The sequence below is a fragment of the Pseudomonas sp. NPDC088322 genome (genome assembly GCF_044740745.1).
In the GTDB taxonomy this organism is placed as follows: Bacteria; Pseudomonadota; Gammaproteobacteria; order Pseudomonadales; family Pseudomonadaceae; genus Aquipseudomonas; species Aquipseudomonas shirazensis.
Map to the genome: position 1 here is coordinate 465,881 of NZ_JBIURK010000001.1, position 17,991 is coordinate 483,871.

Here is a 17,991-nt window from a genome sequence, read left to right on the forward strand (position 1 = left end):
TCACGGGCAGACAGGCACCTGTGCCTAAAAGTGTTTATCATAGGCATCTCTTCGCCTGGCTTGCACGAACACCATGACCGAGAACGACTATACCCTTGCCTGGGGCCTGTATGCGGTGGCCGCCATCGGCTGCCTGCTGGTGACCTTCAAGCTGACTGGCTGGATGTGGCGCTGGCTGCGCGAACCGCTGCGGGTGCTGGTTGCAGTGCTGCTGCTGACGCCGACGATTGTCGACCCGGTCAAGGAAAGCTTCGCCCCGGCCATTGCCATCAGCGCGCTGGATATCGCCTTCAAGGTTGGCAACAACGCCTGGCGCGCGGCGTCCGATCTGGCCATGTACGGCATGATCGCCTTTGCTTTGTATCTGTTGTTCGTGCTGTTGCGCTGGCCGCTGGAAAAACGCTCCCGTGAGCGCCGCGAGCAAGCTGATGCAGCTGCCAGGCGGCAAGCCGCAGAAGACAGCGAAGTGCTGGTCGAGGCGCCGGTTGCCGCCGATCGCCACGACCGTTACCGCAATGATCCGCCGGCACCGGCCGCGCCTGGCCGTGGCCGGGTCGAGCCACGTCTCTGAGGGGAGCTGCAAGGCATGTGCGAACTGCTCGGCATGAGTGCCAACGTCCCCACTGATATCGTTTTCAGTTTTTCCGGGCTGATGCAGCGCGGCGGCCGCACCGGGCCGCACCGCGATGGCTGGGGCATCGGCTTTTACGAAGGGCGCGGCCTGCGCGTGTTTCAGGACCCGGCAGCGAGCAGCGAGTCGGAAGTCGCCAAGCTGGTGCAGCGCTACCCGATCAAGAGCGAAGTGGTTATCGGCCACATCCGCCAGGCCAACGTCGGCAAGGTCTGCCTGAGCAACACCCACCCGTTCGTGCGTGAGTTGTGGGGGCATAACTGGTGCTTCGCACACAACGGCCAGCTGCCGCAGTTCAGCGGCCAGCGCACCTTCTACCGGCCGGTCGGTGATACCGACAGCGAAGCGGCCTTCTGCGACCTGCTCAACCGCGTGCGTGATGCCTTCCCCGAGCCGGTCGAGGTCGAGCAACTGCTGCCGGTGCTGGTCGAGGCCTGCGCCGAGCACCGCAGCAAGGGCGTGTTCAACTGCCTGCTGAGCAACGGCGACTGGCTGTTCTGCTTCTGCTCGACCAAGCTGGTGCACATTACCCGCCGCGCGCCGTTTGGCCCGGCCCGGCTCAAGGACGTCGACATGATCGTCGACTTCCAGGCCGAAACCACGCCCAATGATGTGGTCACGGTGATCGCCACCGAGGCCCTGACCGAGAACGAAACCTGGAACCGCTACGAACCCGGACAATGGGCGTTGTGGCGGCATGGCGAATGTATCGCCCACGGGCAAAGCTAAGGACGCGGCATGTTCAGAAGTTATCTGCGGTTGCTGTTGTTCACCTGCGGCCTGCTGGCGGGCATTCAGGTCCCTGGCCTGGTCAAGGATTACGGCCAGCGCGTCGAGGCCCGTGTGCTCGAGTCGCGCGAGGCCTTGTCCGGCTTCCAGGAAACCGCCCAGCGCTTCTTCAAAGGCGACCTGCAAGCGCTGCTGCAGCATTACCGCACCAGCGAGGATCCGGTATTCATCAGCGATGCCAACAGCATCGAGAGCCTGCTGGTCCGCAACCAGTTACTGGAAAACGAGTGGCAGGCCATGCAGGGCTCGTGGCTGAGCCAGAGCTGGCACGTGCTGGCGCAGGCTGACCCGCAATTGCGCGAAGAGACCTTGAACAGCTACAGCTACCAGATTCTGCTGGTGCCCGAAGCCATCGGCTGGGGCCTGAGCGCAGGCTTTGTGCTGGCGTTCGTGGTCGAAAGCGTGCTGGTGCTGCTGGGCTGGGTCATCCTTGGCGGGCGGCGCAAGGTGGTCAAGGAAAGCTGGCGCTAAGCCGGCTGGCCGCCTCGGCGCCGCCGTACTCTGTTCTAGTCGATTCAGGAGTCCGCCAGATGCAAACCCTGCTTCTCAACTGCGACATGGGTGAAAGTTACGGCAGCTGGCGCATGGGTCTGGATGCCGAGGTCATGCCCTACATCGACTGCGCCAATATCGCCTGTGGTTATCACGCGGGCGACCCGAGCATCATGCGCCGCACCGTGGCCCTGGCCCTGCAGCATGGTGTGACCATTGGCGCGCATCCGGCCTATCCGGATCTGGTCGGCTTTGGTCGTCGCTCGATGGCCTGCAGCAATGAAGAAATCCGTGATCTGTTGCACTACCAGATCGGTGCACTGGACGGCATCTGCAAGGTGCAGGGCGGGCGCGTGGCGTACGTCAAACCGCACGGCGCACTGTACAACGACATGATGGCCGACCCAGTGAAATTGCGCGCCGTGCTCGAAGCCGTAGCCGCCTACGACAGCAGCCTGCCGCTGATGCTGATGGCTACTGCTGATGACCGTGCGGCGCAGCAGCTGGGCGAGGAGCTGGGTGTTACCTTGTGGTTCGAGGCATTTGCCGATCGTGGCTACACGGCCAGCGGCCACCTGCTGTCGCGGCGGCTGCCGGGGGCGGTGCACCATGAGCCGGCGTTGATCATCGAGCAGGCGCTGCGCCTGGCCCGTGGCGAGACGTTGCTGGCAGACGACGGCAGCGCGCTGCGACTGAACGCCAGCACTTTGTGCGTGCACGGCGACAACGACAGCTCGCTGGCGGCGGTACGGCAGATTCGCCAGGCCCTGGATGCGCTGGTGCAGCCATGAACCTGCGCATCGAGGCGGTGGCCATCGACAGCCTGATGGTGCGCCTGTTCGATCGCATAGATGAAGCCAACATGCCGTGGATCCTCGCTGCCAGCCAGCGCCTGAGCAGTGCCCTGGGCGCCGATCTGGTTGACCTGGTGCCGTCCTATACCACCGTGATGGTGCAGTTTCGGCAGTCACCGGCTGCGGCGCGAGGGCTGATTATCGAAGCGCTGCAAAATCTGCAGCCGGATGCAGGCGCGGCGGGGCGCAAGCACGAAATTGCCGTGTGGTATGACCCCAGTGTCGGCCCCGAATTGCCATTGCTGGCAGCGCGCAGTGGGCTGTCCGAGGCCGAGGTGGTGCGCCTGCACAGTGAGCGTGAATACCCGGTATTTGCCCTTGGCTTTGCCCCAGGGTTCGGCTTCATGGGGCTGGTCGACGAACGCCTGGCCACGCCACGGTTGAGCACCCCGCGCAAGCGCGTGGCCGCTGGCAGCGTCGGCATTGCCGAGCGCCAGACGGCGGCCTACCCGGCAGTGTCGCCGGGCGGCTGGAACCTGATCGGTCGCACGCCAGTACGTCTGTTTGACCGCGAGCGCGAGGGCTACAGCTTGTTGCAGCCGGGTGACCATGTGCGTTTCGTCGCGGTGGACCACGCCGAATTCATCAGCCTGGGTGGCGACGACAGCCCGCTGGAGGGCCAGGCATGAGTCTGTTGATCGAGGCCAGCACGCCGCTGTGTCAGCTGCAGGATGGCGGGCGCTTTGGCGTGCGCCATCTCGGCGTGACCCAGGGCGGGGCGCTGGATTGGGTGGCGCTGCACTGGGCCAACTGGCTGCTGGATAACGCCTTGCAGGAGCCGGTGGTGGAAATTCCCTTGGGTGGTTTCAGCGTGCTCGCCCAGCGCGACTGCTGCCTGGCCTTGGCGGGCGCTGATCTCGATGCACGAATCGATGGCCAGCCGCTCAAGCCCTGGCGCAGTTTTCATCTGCGTGCGGGGCAGCGGCTGAGCTTTACCCAGCCTCTGCACGGTGCTCGTGCTTATCTGGCCGCGCTTGGTGGTTTTCAGGCCGAGGCGGTAATGGGCAGTTGCGCCACGGTTGTACGCGAACAGCTGGGCGGGCTTGATGGCCAAGGTTCGGCGCTGATCAAGGGGCAGTTGCTGGCATGCGCCGATGCCCTGCCGGCCGAGCGCGAGGTGCCAGCACAATCAAGGCCGGTGTACGCCGCCAAGCCTGCGCTGGATCTGGTAATGGGCGCACAACTGGGGCAGTTCAGCGGCACCAGCCTGTTCGAGGCGTTCAACCGGGACTGGACCCTGGACAGCCGCGCCGACCGCATGGGCATGCGCCTGCTCGGGCCGCAACTGGTGTACCAAGGCGAGCCGATGATCTCGGAGGGTATCCCGTTGGGCGCCGTGCAGGTTCCACCGGATGGCCAGCCAATCGTGTTGTTGAACGACCGGCAGACCATTGGCGGCTACCCGCGGCTAGGGGCATTGACGCCCTTGGCGCTGGCCCAGTTGGCCCAGTGCCTGCCGGGGGGGCAGCTGCGCTTCAGAGCGGTGCTGCAGGAGTTCGCCTGGCAGGAGCAGCAGGCTTACCTGCAACGCTGGAGCTGATCTGAACGGCCGGGGTTACTTGGCCAGGTACTTCATGGCGTCTTCCAGGCCCTGCAAGGTCAGCGGGTACATCTTGTCTTCGATCAGCTCGCGGATCAGGTGAGTCGACGTGGTGTGCTCCCAGGCCTGTTTGGGGTACGGATTGATCCACACCACCTTCTTGAATTTTTCCTTGATCCGCCGCACCCAGACATACCCGGCTTCCTCGTTCCAGTGCTCGACACTGCCGCCGGGCTGGGTAATTTCATACGGCGCCATGGCCGCGTCGCCGACGAACACCACCTTGTAATCATCGCCGTACTTGTGCAGCAGGTCGAAGGTGGCGAAGCGCTCGGCGTTGCGCCGCAGGTTGTTCTTCCACACCGACTCATACACGCAGTTATGGAAGTAGTAATACTCCAGGTGCTTGAACTCGGTCTTGCACGCTGAAAACAACTCCTCGCAAATGCGCACGTGGGCATCCATCGAGCCGCCTATGTCGAACAGCAATAGCAGCTTCACCGTATTGCGCCGCTCCGGGCGCATCTGGATATTGAGCAGGCCGGCATCGCGGGCGGTGTGGTCGATGGTGCCGTCGATGTCGAGCTCTTCGGCCGCGCCCTGGCGAGCGAACTTGCGCAGGCGGCGCAGGGCCAGCTTGATGTTGCGCGTGCCCAACTCGACCTGATCATCGAGGTTCCTGTACTCGCGCTGCTCCCAGACCTTGACCGCCTTGCCGCGGCGCTCACCGGCGTCGCCAACGCGAATGCCTTCAGGGTTGTAGCCGCCTGAGCCGAACGGGCTGGTGCCGCCGGTGCCGATCCACTTGTTGCCACCGGCATGGCGTTTTTTCTGTTCTTCGAGGCGTTTCTTGAATTCTTCGATGAGCTTGTCCAAACCGCCCAACGACTGGATCTGCGCGCGTTCCTCATCGGTCAGCGAACGCTCGAACTCCTTGCGTAGCCAGTCTTCAGGGATCAGCGCCTCAAGGTGCCGGTCGAGGTTTTCCAGGCCTTGGAAGTACGCTGAAAAAGCCCGGTCGAACTTGTCGAAGTGGCGTTCATCCTTGACCAGAATGGTCCGCGCCAGAAAGTAGAACTCGTCCATGTCGGCGAATACCACCCGCTGCTGCAGGGCATTGAGCAGGTCGAGCAGTTCACGCACCGACACCGGCACCTTGGCCGCGCGCATTTCGTTGAACAGGTTGAGCAGCATGACTGGCTCCTGTCAGCGATTACCGCGCCGGCTCATGAACGCCAGGCGCTCGAGCAACTGCACGTCCTGCTCGTTCTTGACCAAGGCGCCGGCCAGCGGCGGGATGGCCTTGGTCGGATCACGCTCGCGCAGGACCGCTTCGCCGATGTTGTCGGCCATCAGCAGCTTGAGCCAATCGACCAGCTCGGAGGTCGAGGGTTTTTTCTTCAGGCCCGGTACCTTGCGCACATCGAAGAACACATCCAGCGCCTCGCTGACCAGCGACTGCTTGATGTTCGGGTAGTGCACATCGACGATCTTCTGCAGGGTGTCGCGATCAGGGAAGGCGATGTAGTGGAAGAAGCAGCGGCGCAGAAACGCATCCGGCAGCTCTTTTTCGTTGTTGGAGGTAATGATGATGATCGGGCGCTGCTTGGCCTTGATGGTCTCGTCGATTTCGTAGACGTAGAACTCCATCTTGTCGAGTTCTTGCAGCAGGTCATTAGGAAACTCGATGTCGGCCTTGTCGATCTCGTCGATCAGCAGAATGACCCGCTCTTCAGCCTCGAAGGCTTCCCACAACTTGCCCTTTTTAAGGTAGTTGCGCACATCGTGGACCTTGTCCACACCCAGCTGCGAGTCGCGCAGGCGGCTGACCGCATCGTACTCGTAGAGGCCTTGATGGGCTTTGGTGGTGGATTTGATGTGCCAGGTGATCAGCTTCGCGCCAAACGATGCCGCCAGTTGCTCGGCGAGCATGGTCTTGCCGGTGCCGGGCTCGCCTTTGATCAGTAGCGGGCGTTCGAGGGTAACTGCCGCATTGACCGCCAGTTTCAGATCATCGGTGGCGACGTAGTCGCGGGTGCCTTCGAACTTCATCAAACAATCCTCTGCAAGTGTCTGGGCCGGCCCAGGCAAGGCTATCTAAATGTGTACTGGACTATACGCCGCACCTGGGCAGCTGCAAACGCAGACCGGGTATTCAGTCTCTGAATGGTGCGTCGCGCCGCCTTTCAGTCAGTGTCAGGCGCGGGCCTTTCATAGCGCGCACTGAACGCCTGGATGAAGCCATTGCGCAGGATCTGCAGAAACGCCTCGAAGCCATTGATGTTCTGCTGATGCACACTGCCGCTGAGCTCGACGCGGGTGGCGAACTGGTTTTCCGGCTGGTTTTTCAGCACGGTTTCGGTAGTGCCGACCACCGCTTCCCAGATCGAACGGAAAAAGCTTTTGTCTTTGTTCTCGACGTCTTGCTGCCAGTTGAATACTTCCACATTGCGCAGCAGCGGTTTGATGTAGCCCTTTAGTCGGCCTTTTTCGGCCTGAGCCTCGATCACCACGTCGCCATTGCCGGCATTGAAGTCGAACTTGCCATAGGCACTGGCGAAGTCATTCATCTTGCGCAGTTCAATGCCAGTAGCGCGCAGGCGGAACTCGAAATCATCGAAGTCGCTGAACGGGTCAAAGGTCGCCTTGCTCTCGACCTTGGCATCGCCGAGCAGGCGCGCGGTGCCTTCGAAGCTGGCGTCGCGGCGGCCCTCGGCATCGCGCACATTGGTCAGGTTGCGGATGCTCGCCTGCAACTGCGTGGCCTTGAGCGTTACCGGCGGCTTGGAGTTGAAGTTGCGGAAGGTCAGCGTACCGTCATCGATGCGCACTTCGTTGAGGGTGATTGGCAGCAGTTTTTCCAGCTGCTGGCGCCAGTCGGTGCCTTGACCGGTCTGCGAGTTCTGCTTGTTGCCACCGTCGACGAAGTTAAGCTCCGGGCGCAGGAAGGTCACCTCGGCCACCACTGCGTGGTCGTACCACAGCGAATGCCAGCTCACCGAAAAGTCGACTTTCGGCGCATCGACAAACGGCACCGGTACCTTGCCAGTGGTCTTGACGATCTTAAGGCCGTTGATCTGGTAGGCGCCGCGCCACCACGCCAGGTCGACGTCGCTGACCTGGCCGCGGTAATCACCCATGTCGGCCAGTTTTTCGTTCAAGTAGTCGCGCATCAGGTAGGGCAGGGCCAGGTGCACGGCAAGCAGTATCACAAGCAGGCTGACCAGGGCGAACAGTGGCCGGCGATAGCGGGCTGTCATGAGGGCTCTCCAAAGCAGGTTGAGCGGTTGACCGCAGGCATCGCCGGGGAGTTCGACCGGGCTTTACGCTGCTGGCGGGCAGGCTTACCCTTGAGGCTTTCCCCGCTCGGTTAAGGACCCTGCCAATGAGCCGTATCTACGCAGACAACGCCCATTCCATCGGCAACACGCCGCTGGTGCAGATCAACCGCATCGCCCCGCGCGGGGTGACCATCCTGGCCAAGATCGAGGGGCGTAACCCCGGCTACTCGGTCAAATGCCGGATCGGCGCGAACATGGTCTGGGACGCCGAAGGCAGTGGCAAACTCAAACCGGGCATGACCCTGGTCGAGCCGACTTCGGGCAACACCGGTATCGGCCTGGCCTTCGTTGCCGCCGCCCGTGGCTACAAACTGCTACTGACCATGCCCGCTTCGATGAGTCTGGAGCGGCGCAAGGTGCTCAAGGCGCTGGGCGCCGAGCTGGTGCTGACCGAGCCTGCGCTGGGCATGAAAGGCGCCATCGACAAGGCCAACGAAATCGTTGCTTCGGACCCGCAGATGTATTTCCAGCCTGGCCAGTTCGACAACCCGGCCAACCCGGCTATCCATGAAAAAACCACCGGCCCGGAAATCTGGAACGACACCGACGGCGCGGTTGACGTGCTGGTTGCAGGCGTCGGCACGGGCGGCACCATCACCGGTATTTCCCGTTACATCAAGCACACCCAGGGCAAGCCGATCCTGTCAGTTGCGGTCGAGCCGGTGGCCTCGCCCCTGATCACCCAGGCGCTGGCCGGCCAGGAGCTCAAGCCCAGCCCGCACAAGATTCAGGGCATTGGCGCCGGGTTCATCCCCAAGAACCTTGATCTTTCGATTGTCGACCAGGTCGAGACGGTCAGCGATGACGAAGCCAAGGCCATGGCCCTGCGCCTGATGCAGGAGGAGGGCATTCTCTGCGGTATCTCCTGTGGTGCAGCGATGGCTGCGGCCGGGCGCCTGGCCGAAAAGCCAGAGATGACCGGCAAGACCATTGTGGTGATCCTGCCCGACTCGGGCGAGCGCTATCTGTCGAGCATGCTTTTCTCTGACCTGTTTACCGAGCAGGAAAACCAGCAGTAAAATCCTGTGTCATGGCGGCTCTTGAGCAAACCGAGAGCCGCCTTGGATTCCCGGCGCAGGGCGTGTACCGCGCAATTGCCTGACCCCGCGCAATACCCCGCGAAAGCCTTTATTACAAAATCTTCAACATTGCTATCCGGCGCAACCTGTTTTTACTGCGGGCGGATGGGTTTATGATGTTCGGCTATCTGCAAGTGATGGCCTGATTTCCTACTCCAAGGAGTGTTGCATGAGCTTTTCCTTTGTCGCCAAGGCGGGTGTCCTGCTGGTGTTCTTCGGCAGCGTGCTGTACGTCCATTTGCGCGGCAAGGCGCGCTTGCCGGTGCTGCGCCAGTTCGTCAACCATTCGGCGCTGTTCGCCCCCTACAACAGCCTGATGTACCTGTTCTCCGGCGTGCCGTCCAAGCCATACCTGGATCGCCAGCGCTTCCCTGAGCTGGATGTGCTCAAGGACAACTGGCCGGTGATCCGTGAAGAGGCCATGCGCCTGTTCGACGAGGGCTACATCCGCGCCGCCGAAAAAGACAATGACGCAGGCTTTGGCTCGTTCTTCAAGAAGGGCTGGAAGCGCTTCTACCTGAAGTGGTACGACAAACCGCTGCCGTCGGCCGAGGCGCTGTGCCCGAAGACCGTCGAGCTGGTCAGCAGCATCCCCAGCGTCAAGGGCGCGATGTTTGCCCTGCTGCCAGGTGGTAGCCACCTGAACCCACACCGCGACCCGTTCGCCGGTTCGTTGCGCTATCACCTCGGGCTGTCCACACCCAACTCCGACAACTGCCGCATCTACGTCGACGGCGAGCCGTATGCCTGGCGTGACGGGGAAGACGTGATGTTCGACGAGACCTTTGTGCACTGGGTCAAGAACGAGACCGACGTCACTCGGGTGATCCTGTTCTGTGACATCGAGCGGCCGCTGACCAGCCCGCTGATTACCCGCATCAACCGTAAGGTCAGTGCCTTCCTCGGCCGTGCTACTGCACCGCAGAACACCGATGACGAGCGCGTCGGCGGGATCAACCAGGCCTATGCCTGGAGCAAGCGTTTCAGCAACAAGCTCAGCACCCGGGTCAAACAGTTCAAGCGCGCCAACCCGAAGGCCTACCGCATTCTGCGGCCGATCCTGGCCGTACTGGTGGCTTACCTGCTGTATCGCTGGTTGTTCTGACTCAGCGAAACTCTGCGGGGATGGCGTGGCGCAACACGCCTTCCTCGAACTCCAGCGTTCCAGCTTCGCGCTGGGTCAGCAAGTAATAGAGCAAGGTGTCGAGCGACTGCGTCGGCGGCACCTGCACGGCCAGCATCTTCACCGCCTGCTCCACTTCGCTGGGGCAACCGAACTCGCTCAGCGCTGCGCGCACCGGCTCCAACGCCCCAGCTAACTTGACCAGCACGCGAAACACGCTGGCGCCGCCACTGTTGCTCAACGCCGCAAACCACACCTCGCCATCGGCTTCGCTGACGCTGATCAGGTCGCCGGGGGCGATGCCGTAGGCGTAGAACGGGATGCTGTCGATCAGGTAGCCAGCCTCTGTCTGCTGCGCCCACAGGCCTTCCACCGAAGCCGGAGGGTAGCCTTGCGCATCCTGCTCCAGGCGGAACAGGACCTTTTTGAACACCGGCGAGTGCTCCGTGCTCATGAGCGCGCCTGCGCCAGCGCGCGCGGTGCAGGCCTGAGTACCAGCCACAGCGCGACGCCGATCAGCAGCCCGCCGTACAGGTGGCCCATCGACAGCGACTCATCCAGCAACCAGGCGCCCCACAGCACGCCGAACACCGGGATCAGGAAGGTCACGGTACTGGCCTTGACCGGGCCGATCTCGGCCAGCAGGCGGAAGTACAGGATGTAGGCAAAAGCCGTGCATAGCAGGCCCAGCCCGAGCAACGACAACCACACCTGCCAGCCGCCCCAACTGGCAGGTGGCTGGCTGAGGGCGCTCCAGGCGAACAGCGGGCTCAACAGCAAGGTTGCGCCGAGCATGCTGCCCAGGGCCGACAGGCGGCTGTCCAGGCCGCTGATCCAGCGCCGCGCGAGGTAGCCGGCAAAGCCGTAGCAGGTGGTCGCGGCCAGGCACGCCAGCGCGCCTTGCACCAGGGCCAGGTCCAGTGCCACCGGGCCGGCGCCACTGAGGATGCCGACGCCGAGCAGGCCAAGAAAAATCCCCGCCAGCTTGCTGGCCGTCATTGGCTCGTGGAAGAACAGCGCGCCGATCAGCACGCCCATCAGCGGCGTGGTGGCGTTGAAGATCGCCGAGTAACCCGCAGGCAGCACCTGCGCGGCCACCGAGTAGAACGTCGCCGGGATGCCCGAGTTGATCATGCCCAGCAGCAGGCAGGCGCCGAGCTTGCCGTTGAACTGCCATGGCACCCGCGCCACGGCCAGGATCGCGATCAAGCCCAGGCACGCGATCGAGACCCGGAAAAACGCCGTCGGTACCGTGCCGAGCTCCGGGGCGATGATGCGCATGAACAGGAAACTGGCCCCCCAGACAGCGGCAAGGGTCAGCAGGCGGGCGAGGGCGATGGGGCTCACGGGGGTCTCCAGAATCAGGGCAGGGTGGGAGTGTACGTGAGTGCGCTGGGCAGGTTCTTGTCCTTTCTTGCTGCGCTACTAAGCTGAGCGCTTGAACCCTGCAGAGGCATCAGTATGTCCCAGCACTGGCCCGCCAGCGAAATCGCCCGCAGGGTACTCGATGGCTTCGATAACTACCGCGAGCACTTCCGGCAGATAACCCTGGGTGCGCGCGAGCGATTCGAGCGCGCTGACTGGCACGACAGCCAGCGGGCGGCAGCTGCGCGGATCAGCTTGTATGAGGAGAAGGTCGTCGAGGTCAATGGCTGGCTGCGCGAGGGATTTGCCGAGGCGCTATTGCTCGATGTCGCACAATGGCCGTTGGTCAAAAGCGCCTACATTGGGCTGATCAACCCGCGGCTGGACGATGAGTTGGCCGAGACTTGGTACAACTCACTGTTCTGCAGCCTGTTCAGCCATGACCTGATCAGCGACAGCTGCATGTTCATCCACACCACCCGGCCGGCCCTGCGCGACCATCAGCGCGCTGCGCAGACGCGCATTTATCAGGCCGACGGTAGCTTGAGCGGGTTGTTGCACCGGGTGTTTGCCGATTACCCGTTCAGTGTCGACTATGCGGACTTGCCCAGCGACGTCAGCCGCCTTGAACAGCAACTGCGCAGCAGCTTGCCCGACTGGGTGTGCAAGGACGCGAGCCTGGCACTGGAGCTGTTTGCGCCGGTGCTGTACCGCAACAAAGGTGCGTATCTGGTAGGCCGTTTGTACACCCGGGATGAGCAGTGGCCACTGGTGATCCCACTGCTGCACCGCGAAGGTCATGGCCTCGAGGCGGACGCGGTGATCACCGACGAAGCCGAGGTGTCGATCATTTTCTCTTTCACCCGCTCCTATTTCATGGTCGATGTGCCGGCGCCGGCGGAGTTCGTCAGCTTTCTCAAACGTATTCTGCCCGGCAAACATGTGGCCGAGCTGTATACCTCGATTGGCTTCTACAAGCATGGCAAGTCGGAGTTCTATCGGGCGCTGATCAATCATCTGGCCAGCAGCGACGACCGCTTCGTCATGGCGCCGGGTGTGCGCGGCATGGTCATGAGCGTGTTTACCCTGCCGGGCTTCAGTACGGTGTTCAAGATCATCAAGGACCGTTTCGCACCGTCAAAAACAGTCGACCGCACTACCGTGATCGACAAATACCGCCTGGTAAAAAGCGTCGATCGGGTCGGGCGCATGGCCGACACCCAGGAGTTCGCTGACTTTCGCTTCCCGCGGAAAAAGTTCGAGGCCGCGTGCCTGGCCGAGTTGCTGGAAGTGGCTCCGTCCACCGTGGTGCTGGAGGGCGACACGGTGCTGATCCGCCACTGCTGGACCGAACGGCGGATGACGCCGCTGAATCTGTATCTGGAACAGGCCAGCGACGCCCAGGTGCTGGAGGCGCTGGAAGATTACGGCCTGGCGATCAAGCAACTGGCGGCGGCCAATATCTTCCCCGGTGACATGCTGCTGAAGAACTTCGGCGTAACCCGCCATGGGCGGGTGGTGTTTTACGATTACGACGAAATCTGCTTTCTCGATGAGGTCAACTTTCGCCATATCCCGCCGCCGCGCTATCCCGAAGACGAGATGTCAGGCGAGCCGTGGTATTCGATCGGCATCCATGATGTGTTCCCGGAAGAATTCCCACCGTTTCTGTTTGCCGATATCGGCCAGCGCCGCCTGTTCAGCAAGCTGCACGGGGAGCTATACGACGCCGATTACTGGAAAGGGCTGCAGGCGGCCATTGCCGGCGGCAAGGTCATCGATGTGTTCCCTTATCGACGTCAGTCGCGCGAATGACGGTCAGCCCCTGAGGCATTTCAGTTCACTGAAGCTGGTGCGCACCTTGCTCAGGCGCTCTTGCAGAAGCTGACGCTGGGCGGGTGTGCTGTCCTTGATCAGGTCTACCAGCAGGCCGCGCGCCTGGAGCTCGGTGTTGTTGAACGCCTTGCGATAGTCCTGCGTCCACAGGCTTTCTTTGTGCTGCAGCAGCTGTGCGACGCGCGGTTCGAAGCTGGGCGTCGCACGTTGCTGCATGGCCAGCAGCAACTGTTGCTGCCAGTGCGCGCGGTTGGCGATCCACTGGCGGTTCTGGTCGCCCAAGGCTTGCGACCAGTTCTGCACGCGCAGGCGCTGGGCGGCGTTGAGCTCGCCGAGCCAGGGCTTGATGCGTTTCTCCATACGTTCGGCGCGTTTGCTGATTTGCTTGGCCAGCGGCGTGTCGACGTAGGTGCGCTGGCGCTCGCGGATGTCATCCGCGAATGCCTGGCGCATCTCTTCGACCTGCTGATCATCCATGCCGCGCAGCAGTTCGACTGCGGACGGAGTGATTGCTTCGGTGACCCGGGCAATCGCCTCGCGGGCCTCTGCTGTGCGCTGCTGCAAGGCCTGATCGGTGACTTGATCCTCGGCGACCATCGCACGCATGCGGTCGAGCCAGTCGAGGTAGCCGGGCAGCTGTGTGGAGCAGTGCCACGCCAGATGCGCCTGCAAGCGCTGGTCGAGCCAGTTTTTCTGCTCGCGGTTCATGTCCAGATAATCGCCCAGCGACCACGGCACCAGCGTGTCGAGGTTGCGATAGGCAAGGTCGATGCGGCTGCAGCCGAACAGGGTGGCGGCGCAGAGCAGGGCGACAAGGCTGAAGCGCAGGGCGTTGGTCAGGCAGACAGGCATGAGCGAATCCTTGCAAGAGCGTGCCAGCAATAGACGCAGCGGCGGGTTTGCAGTTCAGTCGAACCAGCGGTCGGGCGAGGCGGCGGGTTCAGGTGTAGAATAGCCGCCTTGTCTTGAGGAACATCGGAAATGGCTCTACTTGGGCGTTACAACAGTTTGCAAATCGTCAAGCACGTCGAATTCGGCCTGTACCTGGATGGCGGCGCCGACGGCGAAATCCTCCTGCCGCGGCGTTACATCCCCAAGGATACGCCCACCGAGCTCGATGACTGGCTCAACGTGTTCATCTACCTGGACAGCGAAGACCAGCTGATCGCCACCACCGAGAAGCCCAAGGTGCAGGTCGGCGAGTTCGCCAGCCTGAAGGTAAAAGATATCAATGGGGCTGGTATCTTCCTCGACTGGGGCCTGAGCAAAGACTTGCTGATGCCCTACTCGGAAGAGAAGCGCTCGCTGAAGATCGGCGATTACTGTGTTGTCCACGTCTACCTGGACAAACGCACCCGCCGCATCACCGCCACCGCGCGGCTTGACCGCTACCTCGACCTGACCCCGGCCGCGTACACCGCAGGCCAGCCGGTTGAGCTGCTGGTGGCCGATGAAACCGATCTCGGCTTCAAGGCGATCATCAACAACCGCCATTGGGGATTGATTCACAAGAACGAGATATTCAAGTTCCTGCGTTCGGGCATGCACGAGAAGGGCTTTATCAAGGAAGTGCGCCAGGACGGCAAGATCGCCCTGAGCCTGCAGCCGGTTGGTCAGGCCCTGGCCGATGGCCTGCAAGAGCAGATCATGGCCAAGCTGGAAGCTGCTGGCGGCACTCTGGCAGTGTGTGACAAGAGTGATCCGCAGGTGATCAGCGGCCTGTTCAACGTCAGCAAGGGCAACTTCAAGAAAGCCATTGGCGCGTTGTTCAAGGCCGGCCGTATCGTCATCCTTGACGATCGCATCGAGCGGGTCTGATCAGTCCTGGACGAAGGTGCGGAAGTCCAGCTGCTCGCCGCCCGGCCGGGTGTCGCGCAGCAGCGAATCGCGGTCAGCGCTGAGGGCCAGACTGATGGTCGAGCGGCGCTTGCCGGCGTTGCGCACTTCCAGTTGCTCCTGGTGCGCACGCAGGTAGTTGATCGGCACTTTCAAGTGCTGCAGCTCGTCTGACTCCGGACTGTGCAGCAGCAGGTTGACCCAGTCAGGCTGGCCTTTGACCAGCAGCCGCATCGGGATGTCGAACCACCACAGGTTGCGCTTGGGGTCGAGGATGGCGAACAGGCAGTTGTCGCTGCTCAGCACCGGCCGGGCCAGCGCTTGGTTGCGCCGGGCGATGGCGGCGGGTTTGTCGAGTTTCATGCAGGTTCCTGCGGGTTGACGCTTGAGATGACCTGACATTGTGCGGGGTGGCGCGCGGGCGAGCAAGGCTTGCACACGCTGATGTCGCTTTACCCGGCTGCCTGCAATGGGCGGCTGTTTGCCGATGTTTCAGCGCCTGATGGTTTTGCGCGCAAGGCAATGATCGAGAAAAAAATGAAACTCTCGGCAAAGGCCACCGGTCGATTCGTATGTCGACGCGGTTATCTCGCGTCTTTGCCTAAAAGGAACTTCCCCATGAGTGGCACCAAAGACAAAGCGAAAGGCTTGGCCAACGAAGCGGTAGGTAACATCAAGCAAGGTGTCGGCAAGGTCACCGACAATGACAAGCTGCGTGCAGAGGGCAAGGCGCAGGAAGTCAAAGGCGAAGCACAGCAGAAAGTCGGCGATGTCAAAGACGCGGTTAAAAAGCCATAAGCGCTCATTCTTAGGAAAACGGCTATCCAAGGGTTGATGCCGGTAAGTTAAGGTTTGAATGCTGATTTTGGGGCTGCTCTGCAGCCCTTCGCGGGCAAGCCCGCTCCCACAGGATCGCGCACAGTCTGACTCCAGCACTGTACCTGTGGGAGCGGGCTTGCCCGCGAAGGGCCGTAGAGCGGCCCCAATTGCTTTTGATGAGCAATGAACAGCAACGCGCCTGGCGTGGTCTATTAGACTTGCATGCATACCATAAGGCCTGTCGCATCGGCGGCCGGCAGCCAAGATGATCGAGCGGCGAAAGGAGACGCTATGATTTTTAACGCCTTGCAGGGCCTCCCCCTGCACCGTGTGCTGGTGCGCACCGTCAGTGAGTTTCTCGATGACGAGATGTCCACCTACGCGTCGGCTCTGGCCTACCAGATGCTGTTTTCGCTGTTCCCGTTCCTGCTGTTCCTGATTGCCCTGATCGGTTTCCTGCACCTGCCTGACTTCTTCTCCTGGCTGCGCTTGCAGTCCGAGCTGGTGCTGCCGCCGCAGGCACTGGAACAGGTCAATCCGGTGATCGACCAATTGCAGCAGTCCAAGGGTGGCCTGCTCTCGGTGGGTATCGTGATTGCCCTGTGGACCGCCTCGGCCGGTGTGCGCTTGATGATGAGTGCGATGAACGCCGCTTACGACGTTCCGGAAGGGCGCCCGGTGTGGAAGCGCATCCCGCTGTCGATCTTCTACACCATCGGCATCGCCGGCATGCTCCTGGCAGCGGCGGCGTTGATGGTATTGGGCCCACAGGTAATGGAGTGGATTGCGGCGCAGGTGGGCATGCAGGAGTTCATCGTTACTCTATGGACGATCGTGCGCTGGCCGGCAATCGTCGTGCTGATGATGGTCGCGGTGGCGTTGATCTACTACGTCATGCCGGACGTGAAACAGAAATTCAAGTTCATTACCCCAGGCTCGGTGCTGGCGGTGGTGGTGTGGATCATCGCCTCGCTGGGCTTTGGTTATTACGTCAAGACCTTCGCCGACTACAACGCCATGTACGGCAGCATCGGGGCAATTATCGTGCTGCTGCTGTACTTCTATATTTCAGCCGCCGTACTCTTGCTTGGCGCCGAGATGAACGCGGTGATCGAGCACATGTCCGCCGAGGGTAAAGACCCAGGCGAGAAGGACTTTGACGGCCACAAGCCGAAGGAGACCGTGTCTGTGCTGGGTCATGAGCGTCCGGTGGCGACCGAACCCCCGAGCCCAGAGCCGAACCGCTGATGATCCGTGACATCCTGAAAATGGGCGATGAGCGCCTGCTGCGCATCGCCCCGCCTGTTCCCGAACACCTGCTTGGCAGCGCCGAACTGCAGCAGTTGATCACCGATATGTTCGAGACCATGCACCATGTCGGTGGCGTTGGCCTGGCCGCGCCGCAGATCGGCGTCGACCTGCAACTGGTGATCTTCGGCTTCGAGCACAGCGAGCGCTACCCGGACGCCGAGGCAGTGCCGCAGACCATTCTGCTCAACCCGGTCATTACACCGCTGTCGAGTGAGACCGAGGAGGGCTGGGAGGGCTGTCTGTCGGTGCCGGGCTTGCGCGGTGTGGTGCCGCGGTTCACGCGCATCAGCTACAGCGGCATCGACCCTGAGGGCAACTTGATCGAGCGCGTCGCTGAAGGTTTCCATGCGCGGGTCGTGCAGCATGAGTGTGATCATCTGATCGGTCGCCTGTATCCATCGCGGATCCAGGACTTCTCCCGGTTTGGCTACACCGAGGTGTTGTTCCCTGGGCTGGACATCGGCGACGACTGATCACGGCCGAGCGCGACCAGGTTTTTGCTGCGCTGATAGCGCGCCAGACGCATGCTCAGCGCCTCGGGCAGATCATGCGCGGGGCCAAAGCCCAATCGCTGATAGAACGGCAGTAGCTCCGGGTGGCAGAACAGCCACACGGGGCCCGATGCAGTTGCCAGCGAGGCCTCGATCAACTGCCCAGCGATGCCACGCCCACGCCACTGTGGGTCGACCAGCAGCCCGGTCAGCCATTGACCGTGGCCCACCGGGCTCAAGCTCATCCCCGCAACGATTGCGCCCGCACGCGCTACCCACAGCGCGCCGCCGGCTGCCGAGCGCATGCGCGAGCCTTGCTGGCGATAGAAGTGATCAAGCAGGCGTTGCTCCAATCCGCAGAGGGGCGCGTAGGTCAGGGCAGTCATCGTGTGTTCCAGTTCAGCGGTAGCGGGCGCCCGGGGGGGCAGACTGTTGCACATTGCGCAAGGCTGTATGTCCTACCGTGGGGTTCAAGTATTGCGTA

21 protein-coding genes are annotated in these 17,991 nt (G+C 62.1%); 13 read left to right on the forward strand and 8 right to left on the reverse strand.

The features are described 5' to 3' along the window. Nucleotides 1–73 precede the first annotated feature (73 nt). From ACIOAU_RS02215 to ACIOAU_RS02240, 6 genes are read left to right on the forward strand one after another with little or no spacing between them, the layout of a single operon-like run. Nucleotides 74–571 carry an MFS transporter gene (locus ACIOAU_RS02215; protein WP_401179666.1) on the forward strand — a complete coding sequence of 166 codons (498 nt, stop codon included), beginning with the start codon at nucleotides 74–76 and terminating at the stop codon, nucleotides 569–571. A 15-nt stretch (nucleotides 572–586) separates the two neighbouring features. Further along, nucleotides 587–1,360, forward strand: coding sequence for a class II glutamine amidotransferase (locus ACIOAU_RS02220; RefSeq protein WP_101317504.1), 774 nt, complete (start codon nucleotides 587–589; stop codon nucleotides 1,358–1,360). Nucleotides 1,361–1,369: 9 nt separating this feature from the next. Continuing rightward, nucleotides 1,370–1,891 (forward strand): DUF2937 family protein, encoded by a 522-nt coding sequence (locus ACIOAU_RS02225; protein ID WP_101317506.1) that lies wholly within the window; start codon nucleotides 1,370–1,372, stop codon nucleotides 1,889–1,891. A 59-nt stretch (nucleotides 1,892–1,950) separates the two neighbouring features. Next, nucleotides 1,951–2,703, forward strand: coding sequence for a 5-oxoprolinase subunit PxpA (locus ACIOAU_RS02230; RefSeq protein WP_101317508.1), 753 nt, complete (start codon nucleotides 1,951–1,953; stop codon nucleotides 2,701–2,703). Further along, nucleotides 2,700–3,395: a 5-oxoprolinase subunit PxpB gene (pxpB, locus tag ACIOAU_RS02235; protein ID WP_401179671.1), complete on the forward strand. Its 696-nt coding sequence runs from the start codon at nucleotides 2,700–2,702 to the stop codon at nucleotides 3,393–3,395. The genes ACIOAU_RS02230 and pxpB overlap by 4 nt, the downstream gene beginning before the upstream one ends. After that, entirely contained in the window at nucleotides 3,392–4,306 is a 915-nt protein-coding gene (locus tag ACIOAU_RS02240) for a biotin-dependent carboxyltransferase family protein (protein WP_401179674.1), read from the forward strand. Before pxpB ends, ACIOAU_RS02240 begins: the two co-directional genes overlap by 4 nt. A 15-nt stretch (nucleotides 4,307–4,321) precedes the next feature. Here ACIOAU_RS02240 and ACIOAU_RS02245 read toward each other — a convergent pair whose 3' ends face one another. The 3 genes from ACIOAU_RS02245 to ACIOAU_RS02255 all read right to left on the reverse strand — a co-directional run bounded on the left by ACIOAU_RS02245 (nucleotide 4,322) and on the right by ACIOAU_RS02255 (nucleotide 7,566). Further along, nucleotides 4,322–5,500, reverse strand: a complete 1,179-nt coding sequence (locus ACIOAU_RS02245; protein ID WP_101317513.1) for a VWA domain-containing protein — start codon at nucleotides 5,498–5,500, stop codon at nucleotides 4,322–4,324. A gap of 12 nt (nucleotides 5,501–5,512) precedes the next feature. After that, nucleotides 5,513–6,358 (reverse strand): MoxR family ATPase, encoded by an 846-nt coding sequence (locus ACIOAU_RS02250; RefSeq protein WP_101317515.1) that lies wholly within the window; start codon nucleotides 6,356–6,358, stop codon nucleotides 5,513–5,515. Nucleotides 6,359–6,492: 134 nt separating this feature from the next. After that, complete coding sequence (locus ACIOAU_RS02255) at nucleotides 6,493–7,566, reverse strand: DUF748 domain-containing protein (protein WP_401179679.1); 1,074 nt, start codon at nucleotides 7,564–7,566, stop codon at nucleotides 6,493–6,495. 125 nt (nucleotides 7,567–7,691) lie between these two features. Between ACIOAU_RS02255 and cysK the strand changes: the two genes are divergently transcribed. Both cysK and ACIOAU_RS02265 read left to right on the forward strand, forming a co-directional pair. Further along, nucleotides 7,692–8,666 carry a cysteine synthase A gene (cysK, locus tag ACIOAU_RS02260; protein WP_401179682.1) on the forward strand — a complete coding sequence of 325 codons (975 nt, stop codon included), beginning with the start codon at nucleotides 7,692–7,694 and terminating at the stop codon, nucleotides 8,664–8,666. Nucleotides 8,667–8,895: 229 nt separating this feature from the next. Continuing rightward, entirely contained in the window at nucleotides 8,896–9,831 is a 936-nt protein-coding gene (locus tag ACIOAU_RS02265) for an aspartyl/asparaginyl beta-hydroxylase domain-containing protein (protein ID WP_401179685.1), read from the forward strand. Nucleotide 9,832: 1 nt separating this feature from the next. Here the strand turns inward: ACIOAU_RS02265 and ACIOAU_RS02270 are convergent, their stop codons facing one another. Beyond that, a complete protein-coding gene (locus ACIOAU_RS02270; RefSeq protein ID WP_312389215.1) occupies nucleotides 9,833–10,303 on the reverse strand; it encodes a DUF4265 domain-containing protein in 471 nt (156 codons plus the stop codon). Further along, the gene (locus tag ACIOAU_RS02275) at nucleotides 10,300–11,196 is read right to left on the reverse strand and encodes a DMT family transporter (RefSeq protein WP_150571491.1); all 897 of its coding nucleotides are present in this window, start codon (nucleotides 11,194–11,196) and stop codon (nucleotides 10,300–10,302) included. Before ACIOAU_RS02275 ends, ACIOAU_RS02270 begins: the two co-directional genes overlap by 4 nt. A 114-nt stretch (nucleotides 11,197–11,310) precedes the next feature. Here ACIOAU_RS02275 and aceK point away from each other — a divergent pair, with 114 nt between their 5' ends. Beyond that, nucleotides 11,311–13,029, forward strand: a complete 1,719-nt coding sequence (gene aceK / locus ACIOAU_RS02280) for a bifunctional isocitrate dehydrogenase kinase/phosphatase (RefSeq protein ID WP_401179689.1) — start codon at nucleotides 11,311–11,313, stop codon at nucleotides 13,027–13,029. Nucleotides 13,030–13,032: 3 nt separating this feature from the next. Here the strand turns inward: aceK and ACIOAU_RS02285 are convergent, their stop codons facing one another. Continuing rightward, nucleotides 13,033–13,902, reverse strand: coding sequence for a DUF6279 family lipoprotein (locus ACIOAU_RS02285; protein ID WP_401179692.1), 870 nt, complete (start codon nucleotides 13,900–13,902; stop codon nucleotides 13,033–13,035). A 129-nt stretch (nucleotides 13,903–14,031) separates the two neighbouring features. Between ACIOAU_RS02285 and ACIOAU_RS02290 the strand changes: the two genes are divergently transcribed. Continuing rightward, nucleotides 14,032–14,868 (forward strand): S1 RNA-binding domain-containing protein, encoded by an 837-nt coding sequence (locus ACIOAU_RS02290; RefSeq protein ID WP_103436493.1) that lies wholly within the window; start codon nucleotides 14,032–14,034, stop codon nucleotides 14,866–14,868. Here ACIOAU_RS02290 and ACIOAU_RS02295 read toward each other — a convergent pair whose 3' ends face one another. Continuing rightward, nucleotides 14,869–15,249, reverse strand: coding sequence for a hypothetical protein (locus ACIOAU_RS02295; RefSeq protein WP_401179695.1), 381 nt, complete (start codon nucleotides 15,247–15,249; stop codon nucleotides 14,869–14,871). Between the two features lie 255 nt (nucleotides 15,250–15,504). Here ACIOAU_RS02295 and ACIOAU_RS02300 point away from each other — a divergent pair, with 255 nt between their 5' ends. The 3 genes from ACIOAU_RS02300 to def all read left to right on the forward strand — a co-directional run bounded on the left by ACIOAU_RS02300 (nucleotide 15,505) and on the right by def (nucleotide 17,489). After that, nucleotides 15,505–15,684 carry a CsbD family protein gene (locus ACIOAU_RS02300; RefSeq protein WP_101317536.1) on the forward strand — a complete coding sequence of 60 codons (180 nt, stop codon included), beginning with the start codon at nucleotides 15,505–15,507 and terminating at the stop codon, nucleotides 15,682–15,684. Between the two features lie 312 nt (nucleotides 15,685–15,996). Next, on the forward strand, nucleotides 15,997–16,953 hold the full coding sequence (locus ACIOAU_RS02305; RefSeq protein ID WP_101317538.1) for a YihY/virulence factor BrkB family protein: 957 nt from the start codon (nucleotides 15,997–15,999) through the stop codon (nucleotides 16,951–16,953). Beyond that, the gene (gene def, locus ACIOAU_RS02310) at nucleotides 16,953–17,489 is read left to right on the forward strand and encodes a peptide deformylase (protein WP_101317540.1); all 537 of its coding nucleotides are present in this window, start codon (nucleotides 16,953–16,955) and stop codon (nucleotides 17,487–17,489) included. The genes ACIOAU_RS02305 and def overlap by 1 nt, the downstream gene beginning before the upstream one ends. Here the strand turns inward: def and ACIOAU_RS02315 are convergent. After that, entirely contained in the window at nucleotides 17,444–17,812 is a 369-nt protein-coding gene (locus tag ACIOAU_RS02315; RefSeq protein ID WP_150571518.1) for a GNAT family N-acetyltransferase, read from the reverse strand. The two genes, def and ACIOAU_RS02315, sit on opposite strands and share 46 nt — an antisense overlap. Nucleotides 17,813–17,991 lie beyond the last annotated feature (179 nt).

Coding starts and splice junctions, on each gene's coding strand:
- ACIOAU_RS02265 (WP_401179685.1), top strand. CDS start 8,896: ATGAGCTTTTCCTTTGTCGCCAAGGCGGGTGTCCTGCTGGTGTTCTTC.
- ACIOAU_RS02245 (WP_101317513.1), bottom strand. CDS start 5,500: ATGCTGCTCAACCTGTTCAACGAAATGCGCGCGGCCAAGGTGCCGGTG.
- ACIOAU_RS02255 (WP_401179679.1), bottom strand. CDS start 7,566: ATGACAGCCCGCTATCGCCGGCCACTGTTCGCCCTGGTCAGCCTGCTT.
- ACIOAU_RS02220 (WP_101317504.1), top strand. CDS start 587: ATGTGCGAACTGCTCGGCATGAGTGCCAACGTCCCCACTGATATCGTT.
- ACIOAU_RS02295 (WP_401179695.1), bottom strand. CDS start 15,249: ATGAAACTCGACAAACCCGCCGCCATCGCCCGGCGCAACCAAGCGCTG.
- aceK (WP_401179689.1), top strand. CDS start 11,311: ATGTCCCAGCACTGGCCCGCCAGCGAAATCGCCCGCAGGGTACTCGAT.
- pxpB (WP_401179671.1), top strand. CDS start 2,700: ATGAACCTGCGCATCGAGGCGGTGGCCATCGACAGCCTGATGGTGCGC.
- ACIOAU_RS02240 (WP_401179674.1), top strand. CDS start 3,392: ATGAGTCTGTTGATCGAGGCCAGCACGCCGCTGTGTCAGCTGCAGGAT.
- ACIOAU_RS02215 (WP_401179666.1), top strand. CDS start 74: ATGACCGAGAACGACTATACCCTTGCCTGGGGCCTGTATGCGGTGGCC.
- ACIOAU_RS02285 (WP_401179692.1), bottom strand. CDS start 13,902: ATGCCTGTCTGCCTGACCAACGCCCTGCGCTTCAGCCTTGTCGCCCTG.
- ACIOAU_RS02290 (WP_103436493.1), top strand. CDS start 14,032: ATGGCTCTACTTGGGCGTTACAACAGTTTGCAAATCGTCAAGCACGTC.
- ACIOAU_RS02315 (WP_150571518.1), bottom strand. CDS start 17,812: ATGCGCTCGGCAGCCGGCGGCGCGCTGTGGGTAGCGCGTGCGGGCGCA.
- ACIOAU_RS02300 (WP_101317536.1), top strand. CDS start 15,505: ATGAGTGGCACCAAAGACAAAGCGAAAGGCTTGGCCAACGAAGCGGTA.
- ACIOAU_RS02230 (WP_101317508.1), top strand. CDS start 1,951: ATGCAAACCCTGCTTCTCAACTGCGACATGGGTGAAAGTTACGGCAGC.
- ACIOAU_RS02225 (WP_101317506.1), top strand. CDS start 1,370: ATGTTCAGAAGTTATCTGCGGTTGCTGTTGTTCACCTGCGGCCTGCTG.
- def (WP_101317540.1), top strand. CDS start 16,953: ATGATCCGTGACATCCTGAAAATGGGCGATGAGCGCCTGCTGCGCATC.
- ACIOAU_RS02270 (WP_312389215.1), bottom strand. CDS start 10,303: ATGAGCACGGAGCACTCGCCGGTGTTCAAAAAGGTCCTGTTCCGCCTG.
- ACIOAU_RS02305 (WP_101317538.1), top strand. CDS start 15,997: ATGATTTTTAACGCCTTGCAGGGCCTCCCCCTGCACCGTGTGCTGGTG.
- ACIOAU_RS02250 (WP_101317515.1), bottom strand. CDS start 6,358: ATGAAGTTCGAAGGCACCCGCGACTACGTCGCCACCGATGATCTGAAA.
- cysK (WP_401179682.1), top strand. CDS start 7,692: ATGAGCCGTATCTACGCAGACAACGCCCATTCCATCGGCAACACGCCG.